Genomic DNA, 21,608 nt, shown 5'->3' with positions numbered 1-21,608 from the left:
GGCCGCCCCGACCAGTCGGCAGGGATCCGGTTGCCCCTACCGGCTCTCCGGTTCCGCCTTCCAGTCCTCGACGAGGAGCCCGAGCACCACCTCGTCCAGGAACTCCCCCAGCACCCAGGCCGACGAGCGCAGCACGCCCTCGCGGACGAAGCCGTTGCGCTCGGCCGAGCGCAGCATCGCGGTGTTGTCCGACAGCGTCTCGACCTGCAGTCGCCGCAGGCTGCGCACGACGAAGCCGTAGTGGCACAGCGCCGCGACCACGTCGGTGCCGTAGCCCTTGCCGCGCGCGGACGGCAGCAGCCCCAGGCCGATGTGCGCGGAGCGGTGGTGGCTGTCGATGTCCCACAGCGTCGCGGTGCCGATGAGGGTGCCGCCCTCCAGCTCGACCACGGAGAACTGGACCCACCCCTGCGCGGTGTCGTCCACCACGAGCCGCGGGTCCTTGGTGCCGGGTGTGAGCGGCCGCCAGGGCCCGCCCTCCGCCCGCGCGGCGTTGACCACGTCGTCGTAGAGCTCGGCCCGCAGCACCGGGATGTCTTCCTCGTGCCGGGCCCTGAGCCCGATCGTTCGTCCTCTCAGCACACGAGCTTCCTATCCGAGCGGACAGCGCACGGGCAAACGAATAGTTCCGGGCCCTGCGGGCGGCATGCGGGGCGCTCCGCGGCTCTGCGAAGACGGCCGGCCCGACCAGTGGCGGGCACTGGCCGGGCTGCGCGGGGGCGGCAACCGGTCGGCCGGCCGGACCCTCCGGCCGGCCGACGCGGTGCAGCTCAGCTGCGGGTCACTTCACCGAGCCCGCCATGACCCCCTGGACGAAGTGCCGCTGGAAGGCGAAGAAGACCGCCACCGGCACGACGAGGGACAGGAAGGCGCCGGGCGCCAGCACGCCGATGTTGCTGCCGAACTGCCGCATCTCCGACTGCAGGGCCACCGTCAGCGGCTGCGACTGGCTGTCGGCGAAGATCAGCGACACCAGCATGTCGTTCCACACCCACAGGAACTGGAAGATCGCCAGGGACGCGATCGCCGGGCGCCCCAGCGGAAGCACCAGGCGGATGAAGATCCGCCACTCGCTGCCGCCGTCCATCCGGGCGGCCTCCAGCATCTCGCGGGGGATCTCGGCGAAGTAGTTCCGCAGCAGGAAGACGGCGAACGGCAGCCCGTAGGCGACGTGGAAGAGGACCACGCCCGGGATCGTGCCGAAGAGCCCCACCGCGCCGAACATCTTGGCCACCGGCAGCAGGCCGACCTGGACGGGCACCACGAGCATGCCCACCACGACCAGGAAGATCGCGTCCCGGCCGGGGAACTCCAGCCAGGCGAAGGCGTATCCGGCCAGCGCCGCGACCACCACGACGGTGACCGTGGCGGGCACCGAGATCATGACGGTGTTCCAGAAGGAGTCGACGATGCCCGAGTTCTCCAGCAACGCGCTGTAGCCCTCGAAGGACAGGCTGCCGGGGTCGGTGAGAGCGTTCCACCAGCCGCCGGCCGCGTTGTCCTCGTCCGGCCGCAGGGAGCCGACGAAGAGCCCGAAGGCCGGGGTGAGCCACAGCAGTCCGACGACCACGAGGAGGAACTGGACCAGGCCGCGGCTCAGTTGCCGCAGCAGCCAGGTGACCGGCCGCGCTCGCCCGGGCCTGGTGGGAGCCGAGGTGGGGAGGGCGGTCATGAATTGCTCCTGCGGAAGCGTCGGATGTTGAGGATCATGGCAGGTACCACCAGCAGCAGCAGCAGGACGCCGAGCGCACTTCCCAGGCCCTGGTTGTTGCCGCCGCCGAAGGAGACCAGCCACATCTGCAGCGCCAGGACGTTGGCGTCCTGCTGCACCGGACCGGGGGCGATGATGTAGACGAGGTCGAAGACCTTCATCACATTGATCACCTGCGTCACGAAGACCACCCCGAGCACGGGGGCCAGCAGCGGCACGGTGATCCTGCGGAAGATCTGCCACTCGCCCGCGCCGTCGATCCTGGCGGCCTCGATCACGTCCCGCGGCAGGGCGGAGAGCCCCGCACCGATCAGCACCAGCGCGAAGCCCGTCCAGATCCACAGGTAGGCGCCGATGATCGCCGGGGTGATGAGAGTGGGACCGAGCCACTCCACGCCCCCGTAGGGCTCGGCGAAGTTCTTCGCGGGCAGCCGGACGGCGTAGTCGCCGGCCGAAAGGTCCTCGAAGCGGTAGGAGCCGTCGGCCGCGGTGGTCGTCTCGGCCACGACCTTCCCGTCCGCGTCGACCGCCTCCAGCGCCAGCTGCGGCAGGCCCTTCTCCTTCGGGTCCACCTGTCCCGGCTTGCCACCGCCGCCGAGGGTGAAGTCCACCCAGACCACGCCGCGCAGCTCGGAACCGCCGGCGGTGGCCTTCGACGCGGCACGCGCGGGCTCGGCGTCCTCGGGCAGGTCCTTGGGCGGGACGCCGACCAGGCCGAGGTTGACCGTGTTGCCCGGCGACGCCTTGTCCTTCGTCGTGTACGCGCCGCCCTTGCCCTTGGCCAATACGGTGGCGTCCTTGGGACGCGCGTTCGGGTAGCCGGCGCTCTCGTCGAAGGCGTCGTGCACACCGACGGCGACCGCGTTGAGCACACCCCGGTCGGGGTCCTGCTCGTAGACGACACGGAAGATGATGCCCGCGGCGAGGAAGGAGATCGCCATCGGCATGAACAGCACCAGCTTGAACGCGGTGGCCCAGCGGATCTTCTCCGTCAGCACGGCGAGGATCAGACCGAGCCCGGTCAACACCAGCGGCGCGATGACGACCCAGATGGTGGTGTTGCGTATCGCCTTCAGCGTGGCCGGGTCACGGAACATCTCCGTGTAGTTCTCCACGCCGACGAAGCGCGTGCCCGAGGCGTCGAAGAGGCTGCGTCCGGCCGTGAAGAGGATCGGGTACGCGACGAGGGCCCCGAGCAGCAGCAGCGCGGGGAGCAGGAAGAGCAGGGCGATCAGACGCCGGCGGCGCGCGGCCCGGCGGCGCGGGCTGTCCTTGGGTTCGCCGGCGGCCGGCCCCGGCCCGCCCGGCTGCGGTGCCGGGCGGTCGGGGGCCTGCACGGGAGTGGCTGGCATCCGGGCCTCAGTCCTTGTACGCCTTGGCCGCGGCGGCCTCGAGCTTGCGGGCCGTGCCCTTGGGGTCGGACGGGTCGCGCAGGAAGTCCTGCAGCAGCTTCCACTCGCCGGTGCCGGCGGTGCCGCCGAAGGCGGCCGGGGCCTGGTCGGACATGTCGAACCGGACCGCGTTCCCGGCCTTGATCAGCGAGTCGGCGGTCTTGCGGGTGACGTCGTCCTGGTACGCCTCCGGCTTCACGCTCTTGTTGGGGGAGAGGAAGCCCCCGGCCCCGGCCCAGATCTCGGCGGCCTCGGGCGTCGCGAGGAACTCGACGAGCTTCATCCCGGCCTTGCGGTGCTTGCCGGACTTGAGGACCGTGGCCGCGTCACCGCCGCCGACCACCGGCGGCTTCCCGTCCGCCACCGCGGGGAAGGGGAAGAACTTCGCGTCCTCGCCGACCTTCTTCTTCAGGTCCCCGGAGATGGTGGCGCCCACGAAGTCGCCCTCGTAGACCATCCCGGCCTTGGGGTCGTCGCCGAAGACCTGCTCGACGGACTCGGGGAAAGTGGTGCGCAGCGCGCCCTTGCCGCCGCCGGCGACCAGCTTCTTGTCCTTGAACAGTTCGGAGAGGGTGGTCAGGGCCTTGACCACGCTCGGGTCGGTCCAGGAGATCTTGTGCGCCGCGAGCTTGTCGTAGTTCTCGGGCCCGGCCTGGGAGAGGTAGATGTTCTCGAACCAGTCGGTGAGGGTCCAGCCGTCCTCGCCGGCGACGGAGAACGCGGGCAGCCCGGAGTCGGAGACCGTCCGCCCGGCCTTGAGCATCGCGTCCCAGCTCTTCGGGGGCTGGACTCCGGCCTGCGAGAGGGCGTCGGGGCTGTACCAGACCGTCGACTTGTTGGAAGCCTTGAAGTAGAGGCCGTAGTACTTGTCGCCGATGGTGCCGTAGTCCTGCCACACCGGTGCGAAGTTGCTCTCGGCCGTGTCCCGGACCTTGGCGGACAGCGGCTGCAGCCAGCCCTTGCCGGCGAACTGCTTGAGCACGCCGGGCTGCGGCACCATCACCACGTCGGGTGCGTTCCCGCCCTCGATCTTGCTGCCGACGACGGTGGAGACGTTGTCGCCGGTGGAGATGAACTTGGTGGTGGCGCCGGTCTTCTCGGAGAAGGCGTCCAGCACCTTCTTGAAGTTCTTCTGCTCGGTGCCGGTCCACACCCCGGCGACCGTGACCGTCTGGCCCTTCAGTTCCTGCGAGCCCGAGCCGGAGCCGCCGTCGCTGCCGCCGCAGGCGGTCGCGGTGAGGGCGAGGCCGAGCGCCGCGGCGGTGGCCGTCGCTGTCCGTCGTCTGGTGCGGGTGCTGCTCATGGTGTGTTTCCCTTCGGGGAGTGGGCGGAGTGGTCGGGCAGATCGCTGATCCACCAGGCGGTGGTGGAGCCGGGAAGAATTCCCGGGGGGCAGTCCCCGCTGGCGAGCAGCGGAGTTCCGGTGACGGGCGCCGGTACCGGGGCGAGGCCGAAGTTGACCGCGCAGACCAGGCCGTCGCCGCGCACGAAGGCCAGGACCTGGGGTTCGGTCTCCAGCCAGCGCAGGCTCCCCTCGCCGAGCTGCGGCAGACTGCGGCGCAGCTGCAGCCCGTCGCGGTAGAGGTGCCAGAAGGAGCGGGTGTCGGCGAGCGCCCGTTCGGTGGCGTGCTCGGCGAACCACTCGGGCTGCGGCAGCCACGGCCGGGCGGTGCTGTCGGTGGTGGTGAAGCCGAACGGTGAGGCGTGTCCGGACCACGGCAGCGGCACCCGGCAGCCGTCCCGGATGTGCCGGCGGCTGCCGGTCCTGAGATAGATGGGGTCGGTGAGCACCTCGTCGGGCAGGTCGACCACCTCGGGCAGGCCCAGCTCCTCGCCCTGGTAGATGTACGCGGCGCCGGGCAGCGCCAGCATCAGCAGCGCGGCGGCCCGGGCGCGGGCGGGACCGACGGTGGTGCTCTCCCCGGCGTACCGGGTGACCGTCCTGACCTGGTCGTGGTTGTTGAGCACCCAGGTGACGGTGGAGCCGGTGCCCGCGATGTCGGTGAGCGCCTCGGAGATGGCCTTCCGGAAGGCGTCCACGTCCCACTCGGCGCTGAGCAGGTCGAAGAAGAACGCCTGGTGCAGTTCGTCCGCGCGGACGTATTCGGCGTGCTCGCGGGCGGTCGGCACCGACACCTCGCCGACCAGCAGCCGGTCGGCCCCGTCGCGTGCGGCGTACTCGTCGCACACCGCCCGCCAGTCGCGCCACACCTGGTGCACCTCGGGCTGGTTCCAGGCCAGGGGGTTGACCGAGTCGCGGGCGCGCTCGTCGGCCTCGGGGTCGGGGGAGTCGGGGAGCGCGGGGTGTTTGAAGAGGCCCGCGGCGACATCGATGCGGAAGCCGTCGACGCCGCGGTCCAGCCAGAAGCGCAGCACGTCGGTGAACTCGCTGCCGACCCGCGGATCGCGCCAGTTGAGGTCGGGCTGGTCGGGCGTGAACAGGTGCAGGTACCACTGGCCGGGGCGGCCGTCCGGTTCGGTCACCCGGGACCAGGCGGGGCCGCCGAACATGGCGCGCCAGTTGTTGGGCGGCAGCGCGCCGTCCGGTCCGCGCCCGTCGGCGAAGTGGAAGCGGGCGCGGTCGTCTCCGCCGGGGCGGTCCGCGAGCGCGGCGCGGAACCAGGGGTGCCGGCTGGAGCAGTGGTTGGGGACGATGTCGAGGACGATGCGCACCCCGAGCCGGTGGGCGTCCGCCACCAGGAGGTCGAACTCCTGCAGGTCGCCGAAGAGCGGGTCCACGTCGCGGTAGTCGGCGACGTCGTAGCCGTGGTCGTGGTGCGGCGAGGGATAGAAGGGGCTGAGCCAGACCCCGTCCACGCCCAGCTTCTTGAGGTACGGGAGTCCGGCCCGGACCCCGGCCAGGTCTCCGACGCCGTCCCCGGTGCTGTCGAGGAAGCTGCGGACGTAGACCTGGTAGATCACCGCATCGCGCCACCAGCGCTGGGACGTGGTGGCCGTGGCTATGTGCATGCGTGGCGCCTGTTCTCGTTGATCGCACGTTATGCATGCATGTTATGTAGCCATGTCGAACAGGTGTCAATGAGTTGACGGGAAACTCCGCGGTAACATGCGGGGATTGCCCAGGTATGCCCAACGATTCCTGGGTCTGTTGCTACTGAACGCGTAAGTAGCCAGGAGAGGAGGGAGGGAACTGCGGTGCGGATGTTCAGCCGCGGCGGACGATCGCCTCGAGCTCCCGCTCCAGCCGGGCCACCGCCTGCTTCGGCGACACCCGCTGCGCCATCGCGTCGTGCACGACGGCCTGCACCGCCAGATTCACCTGCTCGTACCGGGGGCTCTTGGGCCGCGGCTGGGCCGCGAGCACGCTCTTGCGGAGCGTCGGCAGATACGGATACCGGCGCACCAGTGCCGGATCGGTGTAGAGGTCGGCCCACACCGGCGGCAGCGCCCCCTCGGTGAGCACCCGCCGCTGGACCTTTTCACTGGTCAGATAGCTCAGCAGCGCCGCGGCCGACTCCTTGTGCCGCGAGTGCGCGTTGACGGCGAGGTTCGAGCCGCCCAGCACCCCGGCCGCCGGCCCGTCGGGCCCGGGCAGCGGCACCACCCCGAACTTCCCCGCGACCTTCGAGTCGGCGGCGCCGGCCGTCTTGTGCACATACGGCCAGTTGCGCAGGAAGAGCAGCTTCCCCTCCTGGAAGGCGCGACGGGACTCCTCCTCCTTGTAGGCGAGCGCCTCCTTGGGAATCCACCCCTCCCGCACGCCCCGGGCCAGGAAGCCGATACCGACCCGGGCGGCGGGAGAGCCCACCGTGACCCGCTGCCCCTCGTCCGCGAGGAAGGAGCCGCCCGCCGACCGCACGGCCTCGACCGCGTTGACCGTGAGCCCCTCGTAGGGGAGGAACTGCCCCGCGTAGCCGTCCAGTCCGTACTTCGGTGCGACCGTCTTCGCGAGCCGCTCCAGCTCCGCCCAGGTGCGCGGGGGCGCCTCGCCCTCCCGGTCCAGGATGTCCTTGCGGTAGTAGAGCAGGCCCGCGTTGGTCACATAGGGCAGCGCGTGCAGCCGCCCGCCGAAGGTGGCGGTGTCCACCACGGGCGGCAGGAACCGCTTGAGCGGGAAGCGGCCGGAGTCGAGCGGGGCGATCCAGCCCGCGGCGGCGAACTCGGAAGTCCAGGCGACATCGATGTTGAGCACGTCGAACCGGTCGCTGCCCGAGCGCAGGCTCGTCGCCATCTGCGCGCGGACCTCGTCCGCGCCCTCCGGCAACTCGACCAGGGTCACCTTCTCGGCCGGATGCTCGCGGTTCCAGTCGTCCAGGACCCCGCGCAGATAGCCGGTCAGGTCCCCGCCCGTCACCAGCGTCAGCGGCCCGCGGCCCGCCGCGGAGCCCGCACCGGAGGCGCCGACCGCCGGATCACCGGCCCGGCCGCCCGCCCCCGTGTACCCCGCGAGGACCAGCACCGCGGCCAGGAGCCCCCTACCCGCGGCTCGCCTCCACCGCATAGGTTCCTCCCTGGCGCACCGGCGCCGACCTGCCCTCGTCGGCGTCCGCCTCTGTATACCTGTTAGGCATGCGCGATACTAGACGTCACGGACGGATACGGGGGCGATCCGGCTCACAATCAGGGAGCGGACGGCTGACGAGAAGGTAACGGCGAGCAGGGAGGAGGGCGAGCGTGCGTCTGACCCTGCTGGCGCTGCTCGCCAGGGGCCCGGCCCACGGATACGAACTCAAGCAGGCTCTTGAGAAGCTCCTGGGCGCCGCGTACCCTCAGCCCAACATCGGGCAGGTCTACGTCACCCTCGGCAGACTTGAAAAGGCCGGACTCATCGAAGGCGAGGACATCGCACAGTCGAGCCGGCCGAACAAGCGCACCTACCAGCTCACGGACGCGGGACGGGAAGCGGTGGCCGCGTGGCTCGACGAGCCGACCGAGGAACCCCGGGTACGGGACGAGTTCTTCATGAAGCTCGCCGCCGCCCCCGGCACGGGGATGGCCGACCAGGTCACCCTCATCAACAAGCAGCGCCGCCACTACCTCAACGCCATGCGTGATCTCTCCAGACTCGCCGCGGCCGAGGACCGGGACAACCGGGTCGCACAGCTGCTCATCGAAGGGGCGATGCTGCACCTTCAGGCGGATCTCGACTGGCTCGAGCGCTGCCAGGAGGAGCTGGAACAGCTGGAGGAGCACGAATGAGCCGCGAGGTTCGGGGGGCGCGGGCCGCCGACGGCGAAGGCATACCGGCCGAGGCCGCCACCCCGGTCGTGCTGGCCGAGGACCTGGTCAAGATGCACCGAACCGAGGCCGGCGCCCCCGTCAAAGCCGTACGGGGCGTGGACCTGCGGATCGAACGCGGCGAGTTCGTCGCGATCACCGGCCCGTCCGGGGCCGGCAAGTCCACCCTGCTCCACCTGCTGGGCGGACTGCACCGGCCCGACCGCGGACGCATCTGGCTGGAGGGCGAGCGGGTCGACACCTACAGCGAGGCGCGCTGGGCCGTGCTGCGCAGACGCCGCATCGGCATCGTCTTCCAGTTCTTCAACCTCATCTCCCACCTGACCGTGGCCGACAACGTCGAACTGCCCGCGCTGCTGGCCGGGAGCACCCCGCGCCAGGCCCGGGCCAAGCGCGCCGAACTGCTCGACGACCTCGGCCTGGAAGGCAGGGAGAACAGCACCCCCGGCGAGCTCTCCGGCGGGGAGCAGCAGCGTGTCGCACTCGCCCGCGCGCTGGTCAACCGCTCCAGCCTGCTGCTGGCCGACGAACCCGCCGGCAGCCTGGACAGCAAAGGCACCCGGGAGGTGCTGCGGCTGCTGTCCCGCTACCACCAGCGCGGCCAGACCATCGTGCTGGTCACCCACGACGCCCGGGTGGCCAGCGCAGCGGACCGGGTGATCAGCCTCTTCGACGGCCGGATCGTCGACGACGCGGCGCTGGGCGGCGGATCCCCGGCCGGCCGGCCGGCGGGTGGCGTGTCCGGCACGCTCAAGTTGAAGGGCTGATCCGGTGCGGGCCATGGCGCGCTGGGTGCGCGCCGATCTGCGGGCGCGCCGCGGCGAGGCGCTGTTCCTCCTCCTCGCCACGGCCGGGGTCACCATGTCGCTGCTGCTGTCGGGCGCGTTCCTCGCGTACGGGGCCAGCCCCTGGCAGCGGGTGTTCACCGAGTCCAACGGCGCGCACATCTGGATCCAGACCACGACCGAGGCCGACGCGGGCGCACTGGCCGGACTCGAAGGCGTGGAGTCCGCCTCCCGGGCCTTCCGCACCGCGTCCGCCACCGCGGAACTCGGCGGCACCAGGGCGAGGATCCAGCTCCGTGGCGCCGGCCCCGCACCGCCGAAGGTGGCCCGCCCCCTGATCACCCAGGGCCGCTGGCTCAAGGAGAGCGACGCGACCGGTACCGGTCCCAAGACCCGGACCGGTACCGCCACACCGCACGCCGGGGCCCGGTCCCCGCGGGCGGCGCCCCGCAGCACACCCGCGCTACGTGCGGCTCCCGCCGAGCGCGCCCCCGCGCACCCGGCCGGGGGCATCGTGCTGGAGAACTCGCTCGCCCGGGCCCTGTGGGCCGAACCCGGTGACGTGCTGCGCGTCTACGACTCCCGGGGTGCCGCCCACGCCCTGCGCGTCACCGGCGTCGCGGAATCCGCCGAGGAGCGGTACAGCCCGGGCCGCGCCCCCGGCATCGGCTGGGTGCTGCCGAACACCCTGCCGCACATCGAGCAGGAGGACGACCAGCTCGGGCAGACCATCGGACTGCGGCTCGACGACCCGGAGGACACCGACTTCGCCGTCCAGCGGGCGGTCACCCAACTCGGCGACGACCGGATCGTCACCGTCTCCACCTGGCAGCAGGCGCGGGAGGAAGCCGAGGGCGGCGGCCGGCTCCTGGGGCTCCTCCTCGGCCTCTTCGGCCTCAGCGCGCTGCTCGCCGCCTCGCTCGCCGTCGCCGGAGCCATCAGCACCAGCATCCGGGGCCACCTGCGGGACATCGCGATCCTCAAGGCCATCGGCTTCACCCCCGGCCAGCTCATCCGCACCTTCTTCCTCGAACACGCAGCGCTCGGTCTGCTCGGCGTCGCCTGCGGCGCCCTGCTCACCGAAGTCCTCGGGCCGCGGATGCCCGGACGGCTCGGCGAAGCCATGCGCCTGTGGCAGGCGCTTCCCGCACACGCCTGGGTGCCGCTCGCGATCCCGCTCGGCGCGCTGCTCCTGATCACCGGTACGACCGCACTCGCCGCCTGGCGGGTCGGCCGGGTCTCGCCGGTACCGGTCGCCCGGCCCGCCACCCCCGCCGTCCGCCGGATGCCCGGCACCGTACGGCGCGCCCTCGGCCTGCGGCTGCCGCCCGCGCTCGTCCTCGGCTGGCGGGGCGCCTTCCACTCCCGTGCGCGGTCCTGCGCCGCGGTCGCGCGGCTGGCCGTCCCCCTGCTGTTGATCACCATCGTGCTGGGCGCCTGGACCACCCTGGACCGGCTGGAGCACAACCCGGAGAAGGTGGGCATCCCCGCCGCGCTCACCGTGCGCGGCGACAACCTCGACGACGACGCCGCGGCGCGGATGGTCGCCGAGCGGCCGGAGGTCACCGCGGCCTACCCGGGGGCCGAGGCCAAGGCACTGGTGCCCGGCCAGACCAGCACGATCACGCTACGGGGCCTCGGCATGGACCGGGACCCCTACCCGCTCACCATCGCCGACGGGCGTGCCCCGCACAGGTCCCACGAGGCGGTCGCCGGACAGGGCCTGCTCGACCTGCTGGACGTGCGGGTCGGCGACTGGGTGCGGGTGACGGTCGGCGGCCGTCCGCAGGTGCTGCACCTCGTCGGGCGCAGCATCGAACCGCAGGAGGACGGCCGGGTCATCTCGACCACCCTCGACACGCTGCGCGCGGGCGGCGCCGCTCCGCACCCCGGCTTCTACCACCTCGTCCTGGACCAGGACGCCGACCCCGCCGCCGTCGCCGCCGAACTCTCCTCGGCGGCCGAGGGCCGGGTGGACGTGCGGGAGATCCCCAACCCGGTGCACGAACTGCTGCCCGTGCACGGAGTGCTGGGCGGGCTGGTGACCGTGCTGGCACTGATCGGCCTGGCCGAACTGTCGACGACGATCGCCGCTGGAGTACGCGACCGGCGCCGGGACCTGCTCGCCCTCAGAGCCATCGGGCTGACGCCACGCCAGATCATCGCCGTGATCGTGGCCGGGACCAGCTTCACCGCCCTGGCCGCGGCCCTGGTCGGCACGGCGGCGGGCGTCCTCGTATCGGGATGGCTGATCGACCTGCAGGGCCGCTCCAGCGGCATCGGCGCCGGAATCGCCCAACACCCCCCGCTCGCGGTGCTCCTCCTCCTGGTGGCGGCGGTGGTGACGGGCGCGGTCGCCGTCTCCCTGCTCCCGGCCTCGCGCGCGGTACGGCAGCGCCTCGCGGACACCCTCGGCGACTCCCTCTGACCGCCCGGGACCCGCTCCGGCTGGTCGGCGAGCCGGCCGGGTGTCCCAGCGTTGGCCGGTCCAGGATGCGCGGACGAGGACAGGGCCGCAAGCCCGAGTCGATCGTGGTGACGGCGGGGCAGCGTTGGCGACTCGCCGCAGTGCGAAACGGTGTCCGAGAAGGTCCGCGTGCCCCGCATCGGGGCAGGCCGGATCCTCGGCAAGGCGCCTACCCGGCCGTCTTGGGGCTGACCAGTCCGGTTTCGTAGGCCGTGACCACGGCCTGGACGCGGTCACGGAGCTGGAGCTTGGCGAGGATGCGGCCGACATGGGTCTTCACGGTCGTCTCGGACAGGAAGAGACGCTCGGCGAGTTCGGCGTTGCTCAGGCCCTGGGCCAGCATGCGCAGGACTTCCAGTTCGCGTGGGGTGAGCGCTTCCAGGTCCCGGTGCGGGGGGCTGTCGGGGGCGGGCGCGGCGGCGGTGTGGGCGTAGCGCTCGACGAGACGGCGGGTGATGGCCGGTGCGAGCAGGGCGTCGCCGGTGCGGACCAAGCGGACGGCGGCGACCAGGTGCTCAGGGGTGACGTCCTTGAGCAGGAAGCCGCTGGCTCCGGCGGCGAGCGCGGCGTAGACCAGGTCGTCGAGGTCGAAGGTGGTCAGCATGATCACGCGGGGCTCGTCGGGGGCGCCGGTGAGGATGTGGCGGGCGGCCTCCAGGCCGTCCAGCTCGGGCATGCGGATGTCCATCAGGACGACGTCGGGCCGGGTGCGGGCCACCGCCTCGACCGCTTCCTCGCCGTCTGCGGCCTCGGCGACCACGTCGATGCCGTCGGCCATGAGGATCAACCGGAAACCGGTGCGTACGAGCGCCTGGTCGTCGGCGACCACCACACGCAGAGGCGCACTCACACGGTCTCCACGGGAGGCAGGGGGATGTGAGCCCTGACGCGGTAGCCGCCGGTCAGGCGGCGCCCGGTGTGCAGGGCGCCGTCGTAGACGGACAGGCGCTCGCGCAGGCCGAGCAGGCCGCGGCCGTTGCCGGTGGCCGCAGTGGCGGAGGGGGCGCCGCCGGTGTCGGCGATCTCGACCTTCAGGTGGTCGTCGGCGTAGTCGACGCTCACCTTCGCCTGCGCTCCATGGGCGTGCTTGACGGTGTTGGTCAGGGCTTCCTGGACGACGCGATAGGCGGTCAGCCCGATGCCGGAGGGTATGTCGCGCGGGGTGCCGGACGTGGTGAGGATGACGGGCACTCCGGTGTGGCGCATGCGGTCGACGAGGGAATCCAGCTGGTCCAGGCCCGGCTGTGGGGTGAGGTCGGGGGCGGTCGGCTGGTCGGGATCCTGTGGGTCGTTCATGGTGAGCAGGCCCATGGTGTGGCGCAATTCGGTCAGTGCCGAGCGGCCGGCCGCCTCGACGGCGCGGAGGGCCTCGCGGGCCTCGTCCGGGGCGAGGTCCATGACCTTGCGGGCGGCGCCCGCCTGGATGGTCATCATGCTCACGTTGTGCGTGACGACGTCGTGCAGCTCGCGAGCGATGCGGGCTCGCTCCTGCTCGGTGGCGCGGCGCAGCTCCTCGGCGCGTTCGCGTTCCAGAACCGACACCCGGTCCTGACTTTCGGCGGTACGCAGCTTCCAGGTGCGCATGCCGTTGGCGGCGAAGATCAGCGGGATGAGGATGAGCAGCGGGACGTACTGGGTGGGGACGATGGGCGGCGAGGTCATCGCGCCCATGATGCGGGTGTGCTCGTCCGTGCCGATGGTGAACACGGTCACCGGCAGGCTGAGCAGGGCAGCTGCCCGGTAGGGGCTGTAGACGGCGGCCGTGTAGGCGGCGATGACGATCGCGTAGAAGGTGATCCGCTGCGCGCCGGCCGGCGTCATCACTGCCGCGGCCGTCACGATCCACAGCACCGCCAGGGGGTATCGACGGCGGAGGACCAAGGGTGCCCAGGCGAGAACTGTCAGCGCCACCACGGTGATCTCGATGCCGATCTCCGAGCCGAGCACGAGTGTGGCGATGCCCTCGGGCGAGTTGCGCAGCTGTTCCGCGCCGTTGTGCACGGCCCAGTGGAGTACGACGACGCCGATGGCCAGGGCGAGCAGCGCGTCGAAGACCAGGTTGCGCCGGGCGGGGCAGGGCGGCGGACCTGTCGGTCGCCGTAGCAGGGCGATGCCGTCGCTCAGCCTGGCTGCCACGCGCGCTGTGTTCATCGGGCCATTTTCGCCGAGCAGCCCTGCGCTCGCATCGTTCCCGCAGATCACTCGCGTACGCCGCACGACTACTCCCCAAGGAGGACCCCCGCCGGGATGTCGTCCTCGCGTTCCGCCGACATGGGTCCGGCTGCCGACGCGGCGCGGCTCTCCTCGCTCCTAGCGTCGGTCGGGCCCAGCCGGGCGGAACGTACCGACTCGAGGAGAACCCCATGCCCACCACGCCAGTGGTCGAACTGCGCGACGTGAGCCGCCGCTACGACGCGGCTTCCGAGGGACTGCCCGCCCTGCGAGGCGCCTCCCTGACCGTGCGGGCCGGTGAGGCCGTCGCGATTCTCGGGCCGTCGGGCAGCGGCAAGTCCACACTGCTCAATCTGATCGCGGGCCTGGACCGGCCGGACGCGGGGACGGTCGCCGTGGACGGCGTACGGGTCGACGGGCTCGGTGAAGCGGCGGCGGCCCGCTTCCGGCGGGCAAAGATCGGGATGGTGTTCCAGTTCTTCCATCTGCTCGACGATCTGACCGTCACCGACAATGTGGTGCTGCCCGCCCAGTTGGCCGGCATGGCGCGCGGCCCGGCGTACCGGCGGGCGGCGGAGCTCCTGGAGAGTCTGGGCATCGACCGGCATGCCCGCGCCCATCCCGGCCGGCTCTCGGGTGGTGAGCAGCAGCGCGTCGCGGTGGCACGGGCGTTGATGAACCGGCCGCCGCTGCTGCTGGCCGACGAGCCGACCGGGGCCCTGGACTCGGCGTCCGGCGAGGACGTCAGCGAGCTGCTGCGCGCTCTGCATGCCGACGGCCAGACCGTTGTCCTGGTCACCCACGATGTGGCCCTGGCCCAGGCGTGCACGACCCGCACGATCCACCTCGCCGACGGCAGGATAGCCGCCGACTCCTGTGCGGAGGCGGTCCGTTGAGCGCCGGACGCCGAAGGTCGGCGCGTGGTCGCGCGGGCGCCCTGAGCCGTGTCGTCCGCTCCGGGGTGGGGCGGCGGCGCGTGCAGACCGTGGTGATCGCGCTCGCCGCGCTGATGGCCGTGGCCTCTTCCGTGCTCGCCGGATCGCTGCTTGCCGCCTCCAGCGGGCCGTTCGACGCCGCCTTCGCGCGGCAGGACGGTGCGCATCTGTCCGTGCAGTACGCGCCGGGCACCGGCGACGCCGAGCTGCGCGCCACTGGCGACGCCGCCGGGGTGAGCGCCGTGGCGGGTCCTTTCCGTACGGCTACGCTCACCCCGCGCTTCTCCGACGGCTTCCCTGAGGTGCCGATGACCGTGGTCGGACGAGCCGAGCCGGGCGGAACCGTCGACCGCCTCGCCCTGACCGCGGGCCGATGGGCCACCGGCCGGGGCGAGATCGTGCTGCCGACCGGCGGCTGGAGCCCCTCGGTCGTCGGCCGGCAGGTCACCTTCCCCGACCTGCCGGGCAGTCCGGCCCTCGAGGTGGTCGGCACGGCCCGCTCCGCGACCGGCACCGCCGAAGCCTGGGTCACCCCGGCCCAGCTCACCACCCTCACCCCGCACGGGCAGCCGAACGGCCGCCAGATGCTGTACCGCTTCGCCGCGGCGGACACCGCCGGCCAGGTCGCGGCCGGCCGCAAGGCGGTGACCGCACAGCTGCCCGCCAAGGCGGTCGCCGGGTCCCAGTCGTGGCTCACCGTGAAGAAGCACGCCGAACGGGACACCGCGCTCTACGTCCCCTTCCTGGTGGCGTTCGGGGTGCTCGGTCTGGTCATGTCGGTGCTCATCGTGGGCAATGTGGTCGCGACCACGGTCGGCTCCGGCATCCGCCGGATCGGCATCCTCAAGGCGATCGGTTTCACTCCCGCCCAGGTCGTACGCGCCTACCTGGGCCAGGCCCTGCTGCCGACGCTCATGGGCACGGCGCTCGGCGTGGTGACGGGCCATCTGCTTGCCGTCCCGATCCTGTCCGACGCCGAAGACGCCTACGGCACCAGCGGACTGGGGGTGGAGCCGTGGGTGGACGCGGCCGTGATCGCCGGGGTGCTCGGTCTGGTGACCGCGACCGCCTGCGCCGGCGCCTGGCGGGCGGGCCGACTGCGTACCGTCGACGCGCTCGCCACGGACCGCGGCCGGCAAGCAGGCCGCGGCCGGCGGGCGGCACGCCTGGCGGCACGGCTGCCCGTGCCCCGTCCGGTCGCGCTCGGCCTGACGCGGCCCTTCGCCCGGCCCGCCCGCACTCTGGCCATGGGCACGGCGATCGTGTTCGGCGCCATCGCCGTCACCTTCACGGTGGGCCTGGGCTCCTCTCTCGGAGAGGTGATGGCGGCCCGGGACCACGACGCCGCGGATGTCACCATCGGCGTCCTCCACCCCCCTCTCCCGGGTACGGAGACGCGGCAGGCCGATCCGAGCAAGGTGATCGAGGAACAGCCCGGCACCCGGGCATACTTCGGCACGGCCACCACGTCGGCGACAGTGGCCGGTGTGTCCGGCTCGACCCGTGTCACCGCGTTCACCGGTGATGCCTCGTGGGCCGGGTACGCGATGGTCGGCGGACGCTGGCTCCACAAGCCCGGGGAGGCCGTCGTACCGACCGGATTCCTCACCGCGACCGGACGGCAGGTGGGCGACGTCATCACCCTCGACGGCCGCCGGGCGCCCGTCACGGTGCGGATCGTGGGCGAGATCCTCGACCCTCGCCACGACGGCATGCAGGTGCTCACGGACGCCGCGACGCTCAAGACCGCCGAACCGGGCCTCGCGCCCACGGCCCACCACATCGCGGTCACGTCCGGTACGGACGCGAGCAGTTACACGGACGCTCTGAACAAGGATCTGCGCCCGTTGGGTCTGACCGCCGACGTGGGCGGCTCCGAGGGCCGAAGCGAGATGGTCGTCACCCTCAACTCCCTGTCCGCGCTGCTGACCCTGATGCTCGTCGCGGTCGCCGCGCTCGGTGTACTGAGCGGTGTGCTCCTCGACACCCGTGAGCGGGTCCGCGAGCTGGGCATCCACAAGGCGCTCGGCATGACTCCGCGCCAGACCACCGGCATGGTCCTCACCTCGGTCGTCGTGACCGGCCTGGCCGGCGGCGCCCTCGGGGTGCCCCTGGGCGTGGCCCTGCACGGCTGGGTGCTGCCCGCGATGGGCGACAGCGCGGGGCTGCGTCTGCCGGATACGGTGCTCGCCGTGTATCAGGCGCCGGAGCTGGTGCTCTTGTGTCTGGGTGGGCTGGCCATCGCCATCCTCGGGGCGCTGTTGCCGGCCCGGTGGGCGGCCCGGATGCGGACGGCTGCCGCCTTGCGCACGGAGTAGGCCCACCGCGGACAACCGCCCGGCACGGTCATGAGCGAGTCCCCCGCCGTCGAGTACGGACACGCACCCGCCGGAACTCCCGAACGCCCCGGTCTCCCGGAGACCGGGGCGTTCGGGCCGGGCGCACCGTCGGGTGGCTGCCGGCCCGTGGCCAGCCCCTGGGATGCCCCAGTCCTGCCCGACAGGGTGGTGCAGTGCTGACGGTCATCGGGACTCTTGTACGGGCGTTCAGCCCCTCGGTACGAAATTGATGACCGCGGAGCTCCTCGGAGGCCGTCGTGAGGGGATCCCCCAGCGAACAGATGCGGAACATCCACCGGCGGGCTCGACTGCCGGGCCTGCGGCGGGGGGATCTCAGCGGGCCAGCTGCCGGTGGATCGCGCGGGACGCGGCCTCGACGGTGTCGACACCATCGGCCATCGTCCTGTTGTCCTGGGACAGCACGGCGATTCCGTAGTCGTGGCCGCCGTCGGTGAAGGCGCCGACACTGTTGATGCGCCAACCATGGGTGGCACGCGGCAGCCACCCGTTCTTCACCTGCACCGTGGCGTCCTTCGGCGCACCGGCGGGGGTACCCCAACGCTGGCCGGGAACGACCTCGCCCATCAGGCCGAGCGCGTACGCACGGGATCCGGCGCCCAGCACCCGGTTGCCCGAGGTGAGCAACTCGAGCAGCTTCACCTCATCCCGGGCCGTGACCTGGGTGAGTCCCCAGCTGCCCCGGGGGCCCGGCTCGGTGTCCCGCATACCGGCCAGGTCCAGGAAATGCTGTACTCCGGCGCGCCCGACCTGGTTCCACAGCGCGCTCGTGGCGTCGTTGTCCGAGGTGGTGATCATGGCAGTGGCGCGCTTCTTCTCCTTCGGTGTGAGCCCGCGGTGGTCTTCCTCGGCATGCCGCAGCAGCGCACCGAGCAAGGTGGCCTTCACGACGCTCGCCGAGTCGTACCCGGTGCTCGCGCGGAACGCGCACGAGGTGCCGGACGAGCGGTCGTACAGCGCGACCGCCGTCGTGCTGTGGTGCGGGCGCAGAGCTGCGGCGACTGCCCGGGAGAGCTTGTGCGCCAGAGCACCGTCGTGCGATCTGCACACCATGTGGGAGTTGCCCACCCGCGCGCGGGCCGTGGTCTTCGCGGCGCTGTCGGCTGCGACGGATGCTCCCGTGCTGTCCGCCGCGGCAGGTGCTCCGGCGGCCGTTCCGCAGAGCAGGACAGCCGCCACCAGGCCGAGGGTCCGACCCGCGCGGCGCCGCTCGCCGGTGCGGCCCGGCTCGTACGCGGCGCGCGGCGTCCGGCCTCCCGCAGCGCCCACGGAGGCCGGGGCCGGGCGTGCAGGACGCAGCGCAGTCGATATTCCGCTCTTCCTCATGCCGTTCTTCCCGTTTCGGTGCGTGGTCCGGGTCGGGACCTGGCGTGCTCGGTGGGACGGGGCCGGCCCCTCGGCCGGAGCGCCGGACGTGTGTCCGTGCCGACGGCTCGCTGTCCGGGGTGCGGGGGCTCCGGGCCGGGACGGGCTTCCGCGCGCTACCTCAGCGGCTGAGGTGCTGTCGTGCGATGTCCGCGCACGGACTGTCACCGGAGGGATGCGGGGAGACGACCCCGCATCCCCGCCCGACCGAAGAGGCTACGGGGAGTTCGGCGGTCCGGGGCGGGTCCGGGCGCCAGGAGAGAGAATCTTCACGGCCGCCGCATCGGCCGGTGTCACGTCGCAGTGCCGCACGGTGCACACGGAGTGACGGTCTCGCCTCGTCGGCGGCGAGCCCGCGGGCCGGTCGCCGGGAAGGATCACTCGCGGGAGTCCATCAACGCGCACCACAGCCCGTGCCGCGGCCGGCCGTCGGAAGCCGTCCACCCGACGGTGACGTGAGCAGCGGATTCGGTCGTCTCCGGCACGTCGTGGGCTGTCGGTACGCGCAGGAACCGGAGCCACAGCAGCCCCCCGACGGGGAGGACGAGATCGACGTCGGTGGAGCGCGTCCCGTGGATCACCGCACCCGTACCGGCGTCCTCGAGGGGCACGCCGGTGGCCGCACGCACCCCGACGGTGCGGTCCGGGGTGTCGCTCTCGCTCTGCGCCTGGGCCTCGGCCCGCCCGGTGAGCAGCGCGTACAGCTGTGCCACCGCCACCGGATCACAGGCCGCGTCGTAGACCCAGCGCTTGCCCAGCACGCCGTGCTCCAGCGTGCCGATGAGCGCGTCCTCCGCACCGGCGAGCGGTGCTGCCCGGTAGGTCATCGGGGTCTGATAGGTGACGGGATCACTCGCGGCGCTGTCCGTGACCGCCAGGAACTCGATGCCCACCTCGCCGGAGGGATCCTCCAGCCGGAAGCCCCCCGCCTTGACGAGAGCGGGCTGCTCCCCGCCCGCGCCCACACCCGCGCGGAACCACGGCCGGGACGGGAGCCACCGGGTGAGCAGCTCCAGCTTGGTCGGGCTCAGCGTGGTGTGATGGATGATCGCCATGACCGGTGCCTTCCGTTCGGATCCGGCCCGTATCCTGCCAGCCCCGCCACCGGACCGGGACGCGGCCCGCACCGGTCACCCGGTACCGGACGGCTCGGTGCCGTTCAGTGCACGGCGGTGGGCGGCTGCGGCTGGAGTTCGGCCAGGCCCTGCCGGGTCGCGGCCACCACGACCCGGTCCTCGGGGCGCAGGACGTAGTCCGGCCGGAGGTCCCAGACCAGGCCGGTCGGGCGCTGCTCCCCGTCGGCCGGGCGAGGGACGCCGAGATCGGGGCGCCGCTCGGCCGGTTCCGTGGTGTCCAGGGCGAGGACCCGCCAGGCGCCGGGCCGGAAGGCCGCTTCGACGGTATGGCCCTCCAGTTGCGGATGGCCGGCGACCGTGAGCGCCGCGAAGACCAGCACCCTGCGCTCCACCGGTATCGCACCGAGGATCTGACGGCCCATCATCGCACCGGCGAAGGCGGGCGCGGCCAGGTGCGAGACGCTGCGGCTGCGGGTCAGTGCGTGCGGATGGGTGGCACGCAGGGTCCGGAACACGGCGGCCGCGAAGTCGTCGTCGTACAGCCGCAGCGCCACCCGCAGGTCCGCCTTGACCGTACGGGCGTACAGGGCTGCCTCCAGGTTGGTGGTGTCGGAGCTGGTCAGAGCGAGCAGCGAGTGGGCCCGATGGGTCTTGGCGGCCTCCAGGACGCCCTCCTGGGTGACGTCGCCGATCACGGTCGGCACCCGCAGGCGCCGGGCCAGGGCCACTCCGCGCGCCTCCAGGCTCTCCTCCACGCAGACGACCGGGATGTCGAGATCGCGCAACTGGGCCAGCACCCGGGTACCGACCTTGCCGAGCCCGAGCAGCACGACATGACCCGACAGCCCGCGCGGCGGGCGGCGCAGGGCGGAGGCACTGCGGAACGCCCCCAGCGCCTCCAGCGCGCCCGCGACCAGGAGCGGCAGCAGCGCCAGGCCCACGAGCCCGGTCAGCAGCTGCAGCACCTGCCGCCCGGCGCTCTCGCCGAGCGCGGGGTCGTTGATGGCGAACAGGTCGAGCAACGTGACGTAGGCGGCGTGGAGCAGATGACCGCCGGTGATCACCCAGGAGACGAGCGCCAGGGCGCACACGGCCAGCCCGGTGACGGCGACGGACCAGCGCAGCCTGCGGGAGAAGAACTCCGAGAGCGGCCGGCCCCGGCCGGCCGGGCGTCCGGACGGCGGTGCGGGCCGGTTCCGGGCCACCGCCTCGAGGACGATCGTGCCGCGACCGGTGGCGGCCGAGACCGCCTGCGGGTCGGGGAGCAGCCGGGGACCGGCCGTCCCGCTGCTGTCCGAGCCCTCCTCGCCTCCCGGGTCGTTGACCGTCGCCGAGAGCAGCGCGAGCGTGCACAGCCCCGGGTCGGTGCCCCCGCGGCCGGACGGAGTGCGCTCCGCCGCCCGCAGCAGCAGCCCATCGGCATGGACGATCTTGCTGGTGCCCGCGATCGCCGTGGCCGCCAGCGCCGGAGCGGCGGTGTCGGCGTCGGAGAGCACAGTGGTGGACGCGTCGGCGGTGGCGGCGTCCAGGTCCGGCAGAGCCACCTGAGCAGCCTGGTCGAGGAGCTGCTCCAGGTGCTGGCCGAGCCTGCGGTTGTAGAGCCGGATCACCAGCCGCAGCCCTGGATTGAGCCTGCGGGCCGCCAGGGCGGCGTGGATGTTCGTCTCGTCGTCGTCGTGGACGAGGGCCAGGGCGGCGGCCCCGGCCACACCTGCCGACTCCAGTACCTCCTGGGTGAGCGCCTCGGCCTCCAGCCGGTGCGGATCCGCCCCGGGCGCGGGCGGCCCGCCGGTGACGGCCGCCGAGACCCGTCCCAGCAGCGCGGCGGCCCGGCCCTGGCGGGGAGCGGAGAGGCCCGGGCCCCCGGCAGGCGCGCCGCCGGGAAGGACGAGTGTGACGCGGGCTCGGTAGACGTCGCGGAGCTCGGTCGCCAGACGATGCGCCAGTGCGTCGTCGCCGCAGACGATCATGTGTCCGGCGAAGCGGTCGGGGTCGAACTGATCGGGCAGTGTGGGCACCTGCGTAGCGTGCCCTGTCACAGCTCCTGGCGCACATCGCGTCGGAGCGGCCGAGAGCGACCGCGGTGCCGGGCCCCGGAGGACGGTGGCGGCCCCGCCACCTCTTGACCCCGGTGGGCGCAGCCACTAATT

Annotated in this window: 16 protein-coding genes; 5 read left to right on the top strand and 11 right to left on the bottom strand. The window is 72.5% G+C overall.

What is annotated here, in order from left to right:
* Positions 1-36 precede the first annotated feature (36 nt).
* The 6 genes from ACFYNS_RS00450 to ACFYNS_RS00425 all read right to left on the bottom strand — a co-directional run bounded on the left by ACFYNS_RS00450 (position 37) and on the right by ACFYNS_RS00425 (position 7,564).
* Entirely contained in the window at positions 37-582 is a 546-nt protein-coding gene (locus ACFYNS_RS00450) for a GNAT family protein (protein WP_360302569.1), read from the bottom strand.
* A gap of 199 nt (positions 583-781) precedes the next feature.
* Positions 782-1,672: a carbohydrate ABC transporter permease gene (locus ACFYNS_RS00445; protein WP_360301376.1), complete on the bottom strand. Its 891-nt coding sequence runs from the start codon at positions 1,670-1,672 to the stop codon at positions 782-784.
* On the bottom strand, positions 1,669-3,063 hold the full coding sequence (locus ACFYNS_RS00440) for an ABC transporter permease subunit (RefSeq protein ID WP_360301378.1): 1,395 nt from the start codon (positions 3,061-3,063) through the stop codon (positions 1,669-1,671). The genes ACFYNS_RS00445 and ACFYNS_RS00440 overlap by 4 nt, the downstream gene beginning before the upstream one ends.
* 7 nt (positions 3,064-3,070) lie before the next feature.
* The gene (locus ACFYNS_RS00435) at positions 3,071-4,405 is read right to left on the bottom strand and encodes an ABC transporter substrate-binding protein (RefSeq protein ID WP_360301381.1); all 1,335 of its coding nucleotides are present in this window, start codon (positions 4,403-4,405) and stop codon (positions 3,071-3,073) included.
* The gene (locus tag ACFYNS_RS00430; RefSeq protein ID WP_360301384.1) at positions 4,402-6,072 is read right to left on the bottom strand and encodes an alpha-amylase family glycosyl hydrolase; all 1,671 of its coding nucleotides are present in this window, start codon (positions 6,070-6,072) and stop codon (positions 4,402-4,404) included. Before ACFYNS_RS00430 ends, ACFYNS_RS00435 begins: the two co-directional genes overlap by 4 nt.
* Before the next feature lie 196 nt (positions 6,073-6,268).
* Positions 6,269-7,564: an ABC transporter substrate-binding protein gene (locus tag ACFYNS_RS00425; RefSeq protein WP_360301387.1), complete on the bottom strand. Its 1,296-nt coding sequence runs from the start codon at positions 7,562-7,564 to the stop codon at positions 6,269-6,271.
* A 173-nt stretch (positions 7,565-7,737) separates the two neighbouring features.
* Here ACFYNS_RS00425 and ACFYNS_RS00420 point away from each other — a divergent pair, with 173 nt between their 5' ends.
* The 3 genes from ACFYNS_RS00420 to ACFYNS_RS00410 are packed head-to-tail and all read left to right on the top strand — an operon-like array spanning position 7,738 to position 11,514.
* Entirely contained in the window at positions 7,738-8,262 is a 525-nt protein-coding gene (locus tag ACFYNS_RS00420) for a PadR family transcriptional regulator (RefSeq protein WP_360301390.1), read from the top strand.
* The gene (locus tag ACFYNS_RS00415) at positions 8,259-9,068 is read left to right on the top strand and encodes an ABC transporter ATP-binding protein (protein ID WP_388599775.1); all 810 of its coding nucleotides are present in this window, start codon (positions 8,259-8,261) and stop codon (positions 9,066-9,068) included. Before ACFYNS_RS00420 ends, ACFYNS_RS00415 begins: the two co-directional genes overlap by 4 nt.
* 13 nt (positions 9,069-9,081) lie before the next feature.
* On the top strand, positions 9,082-11,514 hold the full coding sequence (locus tag ACFYNS_RS00410; RefSeq protein WP_388599772.1) for an ABC transporter permease: 2,433 nt from the start codon (positions 9,082-9,084) through the stop codon (positions 11,512-11,514).
* A gap of 208 nt (positions 11,515-11,722) precedes the next feature.
* Here ACFYNS_RS00410 and ACFYNS_RS00405 read toward each other — a convergent pair whose 3' ends face one another.
* Positions 11,723-12,403: a response regulator transcription factor gene (locus tag ACFYNS_RS00405; protein ID WP_360298216.1), complete on the bottom strand. Its 681-nt coding sequence runs from the start codon at positions 12,401-12,403 to the stop codon at positions 11,723-11,725.
* Positions 12,400-13,704, bottom strand: a complete 1,305-nt coding sequence (locus ACFYNS_RS00400; RefSeq protein ID WP_388599768.1) for a sensor histidine kinase — start codon at positions 13,702-13,704, stop codon at positions 12,400-12,402. Before ACFYNS_RS00400 ends, ACFYNS_RS00405 begins: the two co-directional genes overlap by 4 nt.
* Before the next feature lie 212 nt (positions 13,705-13,916).
* On the opposite strand from ACFYNS_RS00400, the gene ACFYNS_RS00395 reads away from it, so the two are divergent.
* Together ACFYNS_RS00395 and ACFYNS_RS00390 are read left to right on the top strand one after the other, a co-directional pair.
* Entirely contained in the window at positions 13,917-14,621 is a 705-nt protein-coding gene (locus ACFYNS_RS00395; RefSeq protein ID WP_360298222.1) for an ABC transporter ATP-binding protein, read from the top strand.
* 80 nt (positions 14,622-14,701) lie between these two features.
* Entirely contained in the window at positions 14,702-16,978 is a 2,277-nt protein-coding gene (locus ACFYNS_RS00390; RefSeq protein ID WP_388599764.1) for an ABC transporter permease, read from the top strand.
* Between the two features lie 354 nt (positions 16,979-17,332).
* Here the strand turns inward: ACFYNS_RS00390 and ACFYNS_RS00385 are convergent, their stop codons facing one another.
* The 3 genes from ACFYNS_RS00385 to ACFYNS_RS00375 all read right to left on the bottom strand — a co-directional run bounded on the left by ACFYNS_RS00385 (position 17,333) and on the right by ACFYNS_RS00375 (position 21,428).
* Positions 17,333-18,343 (bottom strand): serine hydrolase, encoded by a 1,011-nt coding sequence (locus ACFYNS_RS00385; RefSeq protein ID WP_388599761.1) that lies wholly within the window; start codon positions 18,341-18,343, stop codon positions 17,333-17,335.
* 416 nt (positions 18,344-18,759) lie between these two features.
* The gene (locus tag ACFYNS_RS00380; RefSeq protein ID WP_388599758.1) at positions 18,760-19,437 is read right to left on the bottom strand and encodes a 1,4-alpha-glucan branching protein; all 678 of its coding nucleotides are present in this window, start codon (positions 19,435-19,437) and stop codon (positions 18,760-18,762) included.
* 104 nt (positions 19,438-19,541) lie between these two features.
* On the bottom strand, positions 19,542-21,428 hold the full coding sequence (locus tag ACFYNS_RS00375; RefSeq protein ID WP_360298250.1) for an NAD-binding protein: 1,887 nt from the start codon (positions 21,426-21,428) through the stop codon (positions 19,542-19,544).
* Positions 21,429-21,608 lie beyond the last annotated feature (180 nt).

The organism is Streptomyces sp. NPDC006925 (assembly GCF_042869575.1).
Classification (GTDB): domain Bacteria; phylum Actinomycetota; class Actinomycetes; order Streptomycetales; family Streptomycetaceae; genus Streptomyces.
Note: the sequence above shows the minus strand (reverse complement) of the source record. Positions and strands in the feature narration are given on the sequence as shown.

Excerpts from the sequence above, each read along its gene's own strand:
- ACFYNS_RS00445 (WP_360301376.1), bottom strand. The coding sequence starts at position 1,672 with ATGACCGCCCTCCCCACCTCGGCTCCCACCAGGCCCGGGCGAGCGCGG.
- ACFYNS_RS00440 (WP_360301378.1), bottom strand. The coding sequence starts at position 3,063 with ATGCCAGCCACTCCCGTGCAGGCCCCCGACCGCCCGGCACCGCAGCCG.
- ACFYNS_RS00435 (WP_360301381.1), bottom strand. The coding sequence starts at position 4,405 with ATGAGCAGCACCCGCACCAGACGACGGACAGCGACGGCCACCGCCGCG.
- ACFYNS_RS00430 (WP_360301384.1), bottom strand. The coding sequence starts at position 6,072 with ATGCACATAGCCACGGCCACCACGTCCCAGCGCTGGTGGCGCGATGCG.
- ACFYNS_RS00425 (WP_360301387.1), bottom strand. The coding sequence starts at position 7,564 with ATGCGGTGGAGGCGAGCCGCGGGTAGGGGGCTCCTGGCCGCGGTGCTG.
- ACFYNS_RS00415 (WP_388599775.1), top strand. The coding sequence starts at position 8,259 with ATGAGCCGCGAGGTTCGGGGGGCGCGGGCCGCCGACGGCGAAGGCATA.
- ACFYNS_RS00410 (WP_388599772.1), top strand. The coding sequence starts at position 9,082 with ATGGCGCGCTGGGTGCGCGCCGATCTGCGGGCGCGCCGCGGCGAGGCG.
- ACFYNS_RS00400 (WP_388599768.1), bottom strand. The coding sequence starts at position 13,704 with ATGAACACAGCGCGCGTGGCAGCCAGGCTGAGCGACGGCATCGCCCTG.
- ACFYNS_RS00395 (WP_360298222.1), top strand. The coding sequence starts at position 13,917 with ATGCCCACCACGCCAGTGGTCGAACTGCGCGACGTGAGCCGCCGCTAC.
- ACFYNS_RS00385 (WP_388599761.1), bottom strand. The coding sequence starts at position 18,343 with ATGAGGAAGAGCGGAATATCGACTGCGCTGCGTCCTGCACGCCCGGCC.
- ACFYNS_RS00380 (WP_388599758.1), bottom strand. The coding sequence starts at position 19,437 with ATGGCGATCATCCATCACACCACGCTGAGCCCGACCAAGCTGGAGCTG.
- ACFYNS_RS00375 (WP_360298250.1), bottom strand. The coding sequence starts at position 21,428 with ATGATCGTCTGCGGCGACGACGCACTGGCGCATCGTCTGGCGACCGAG.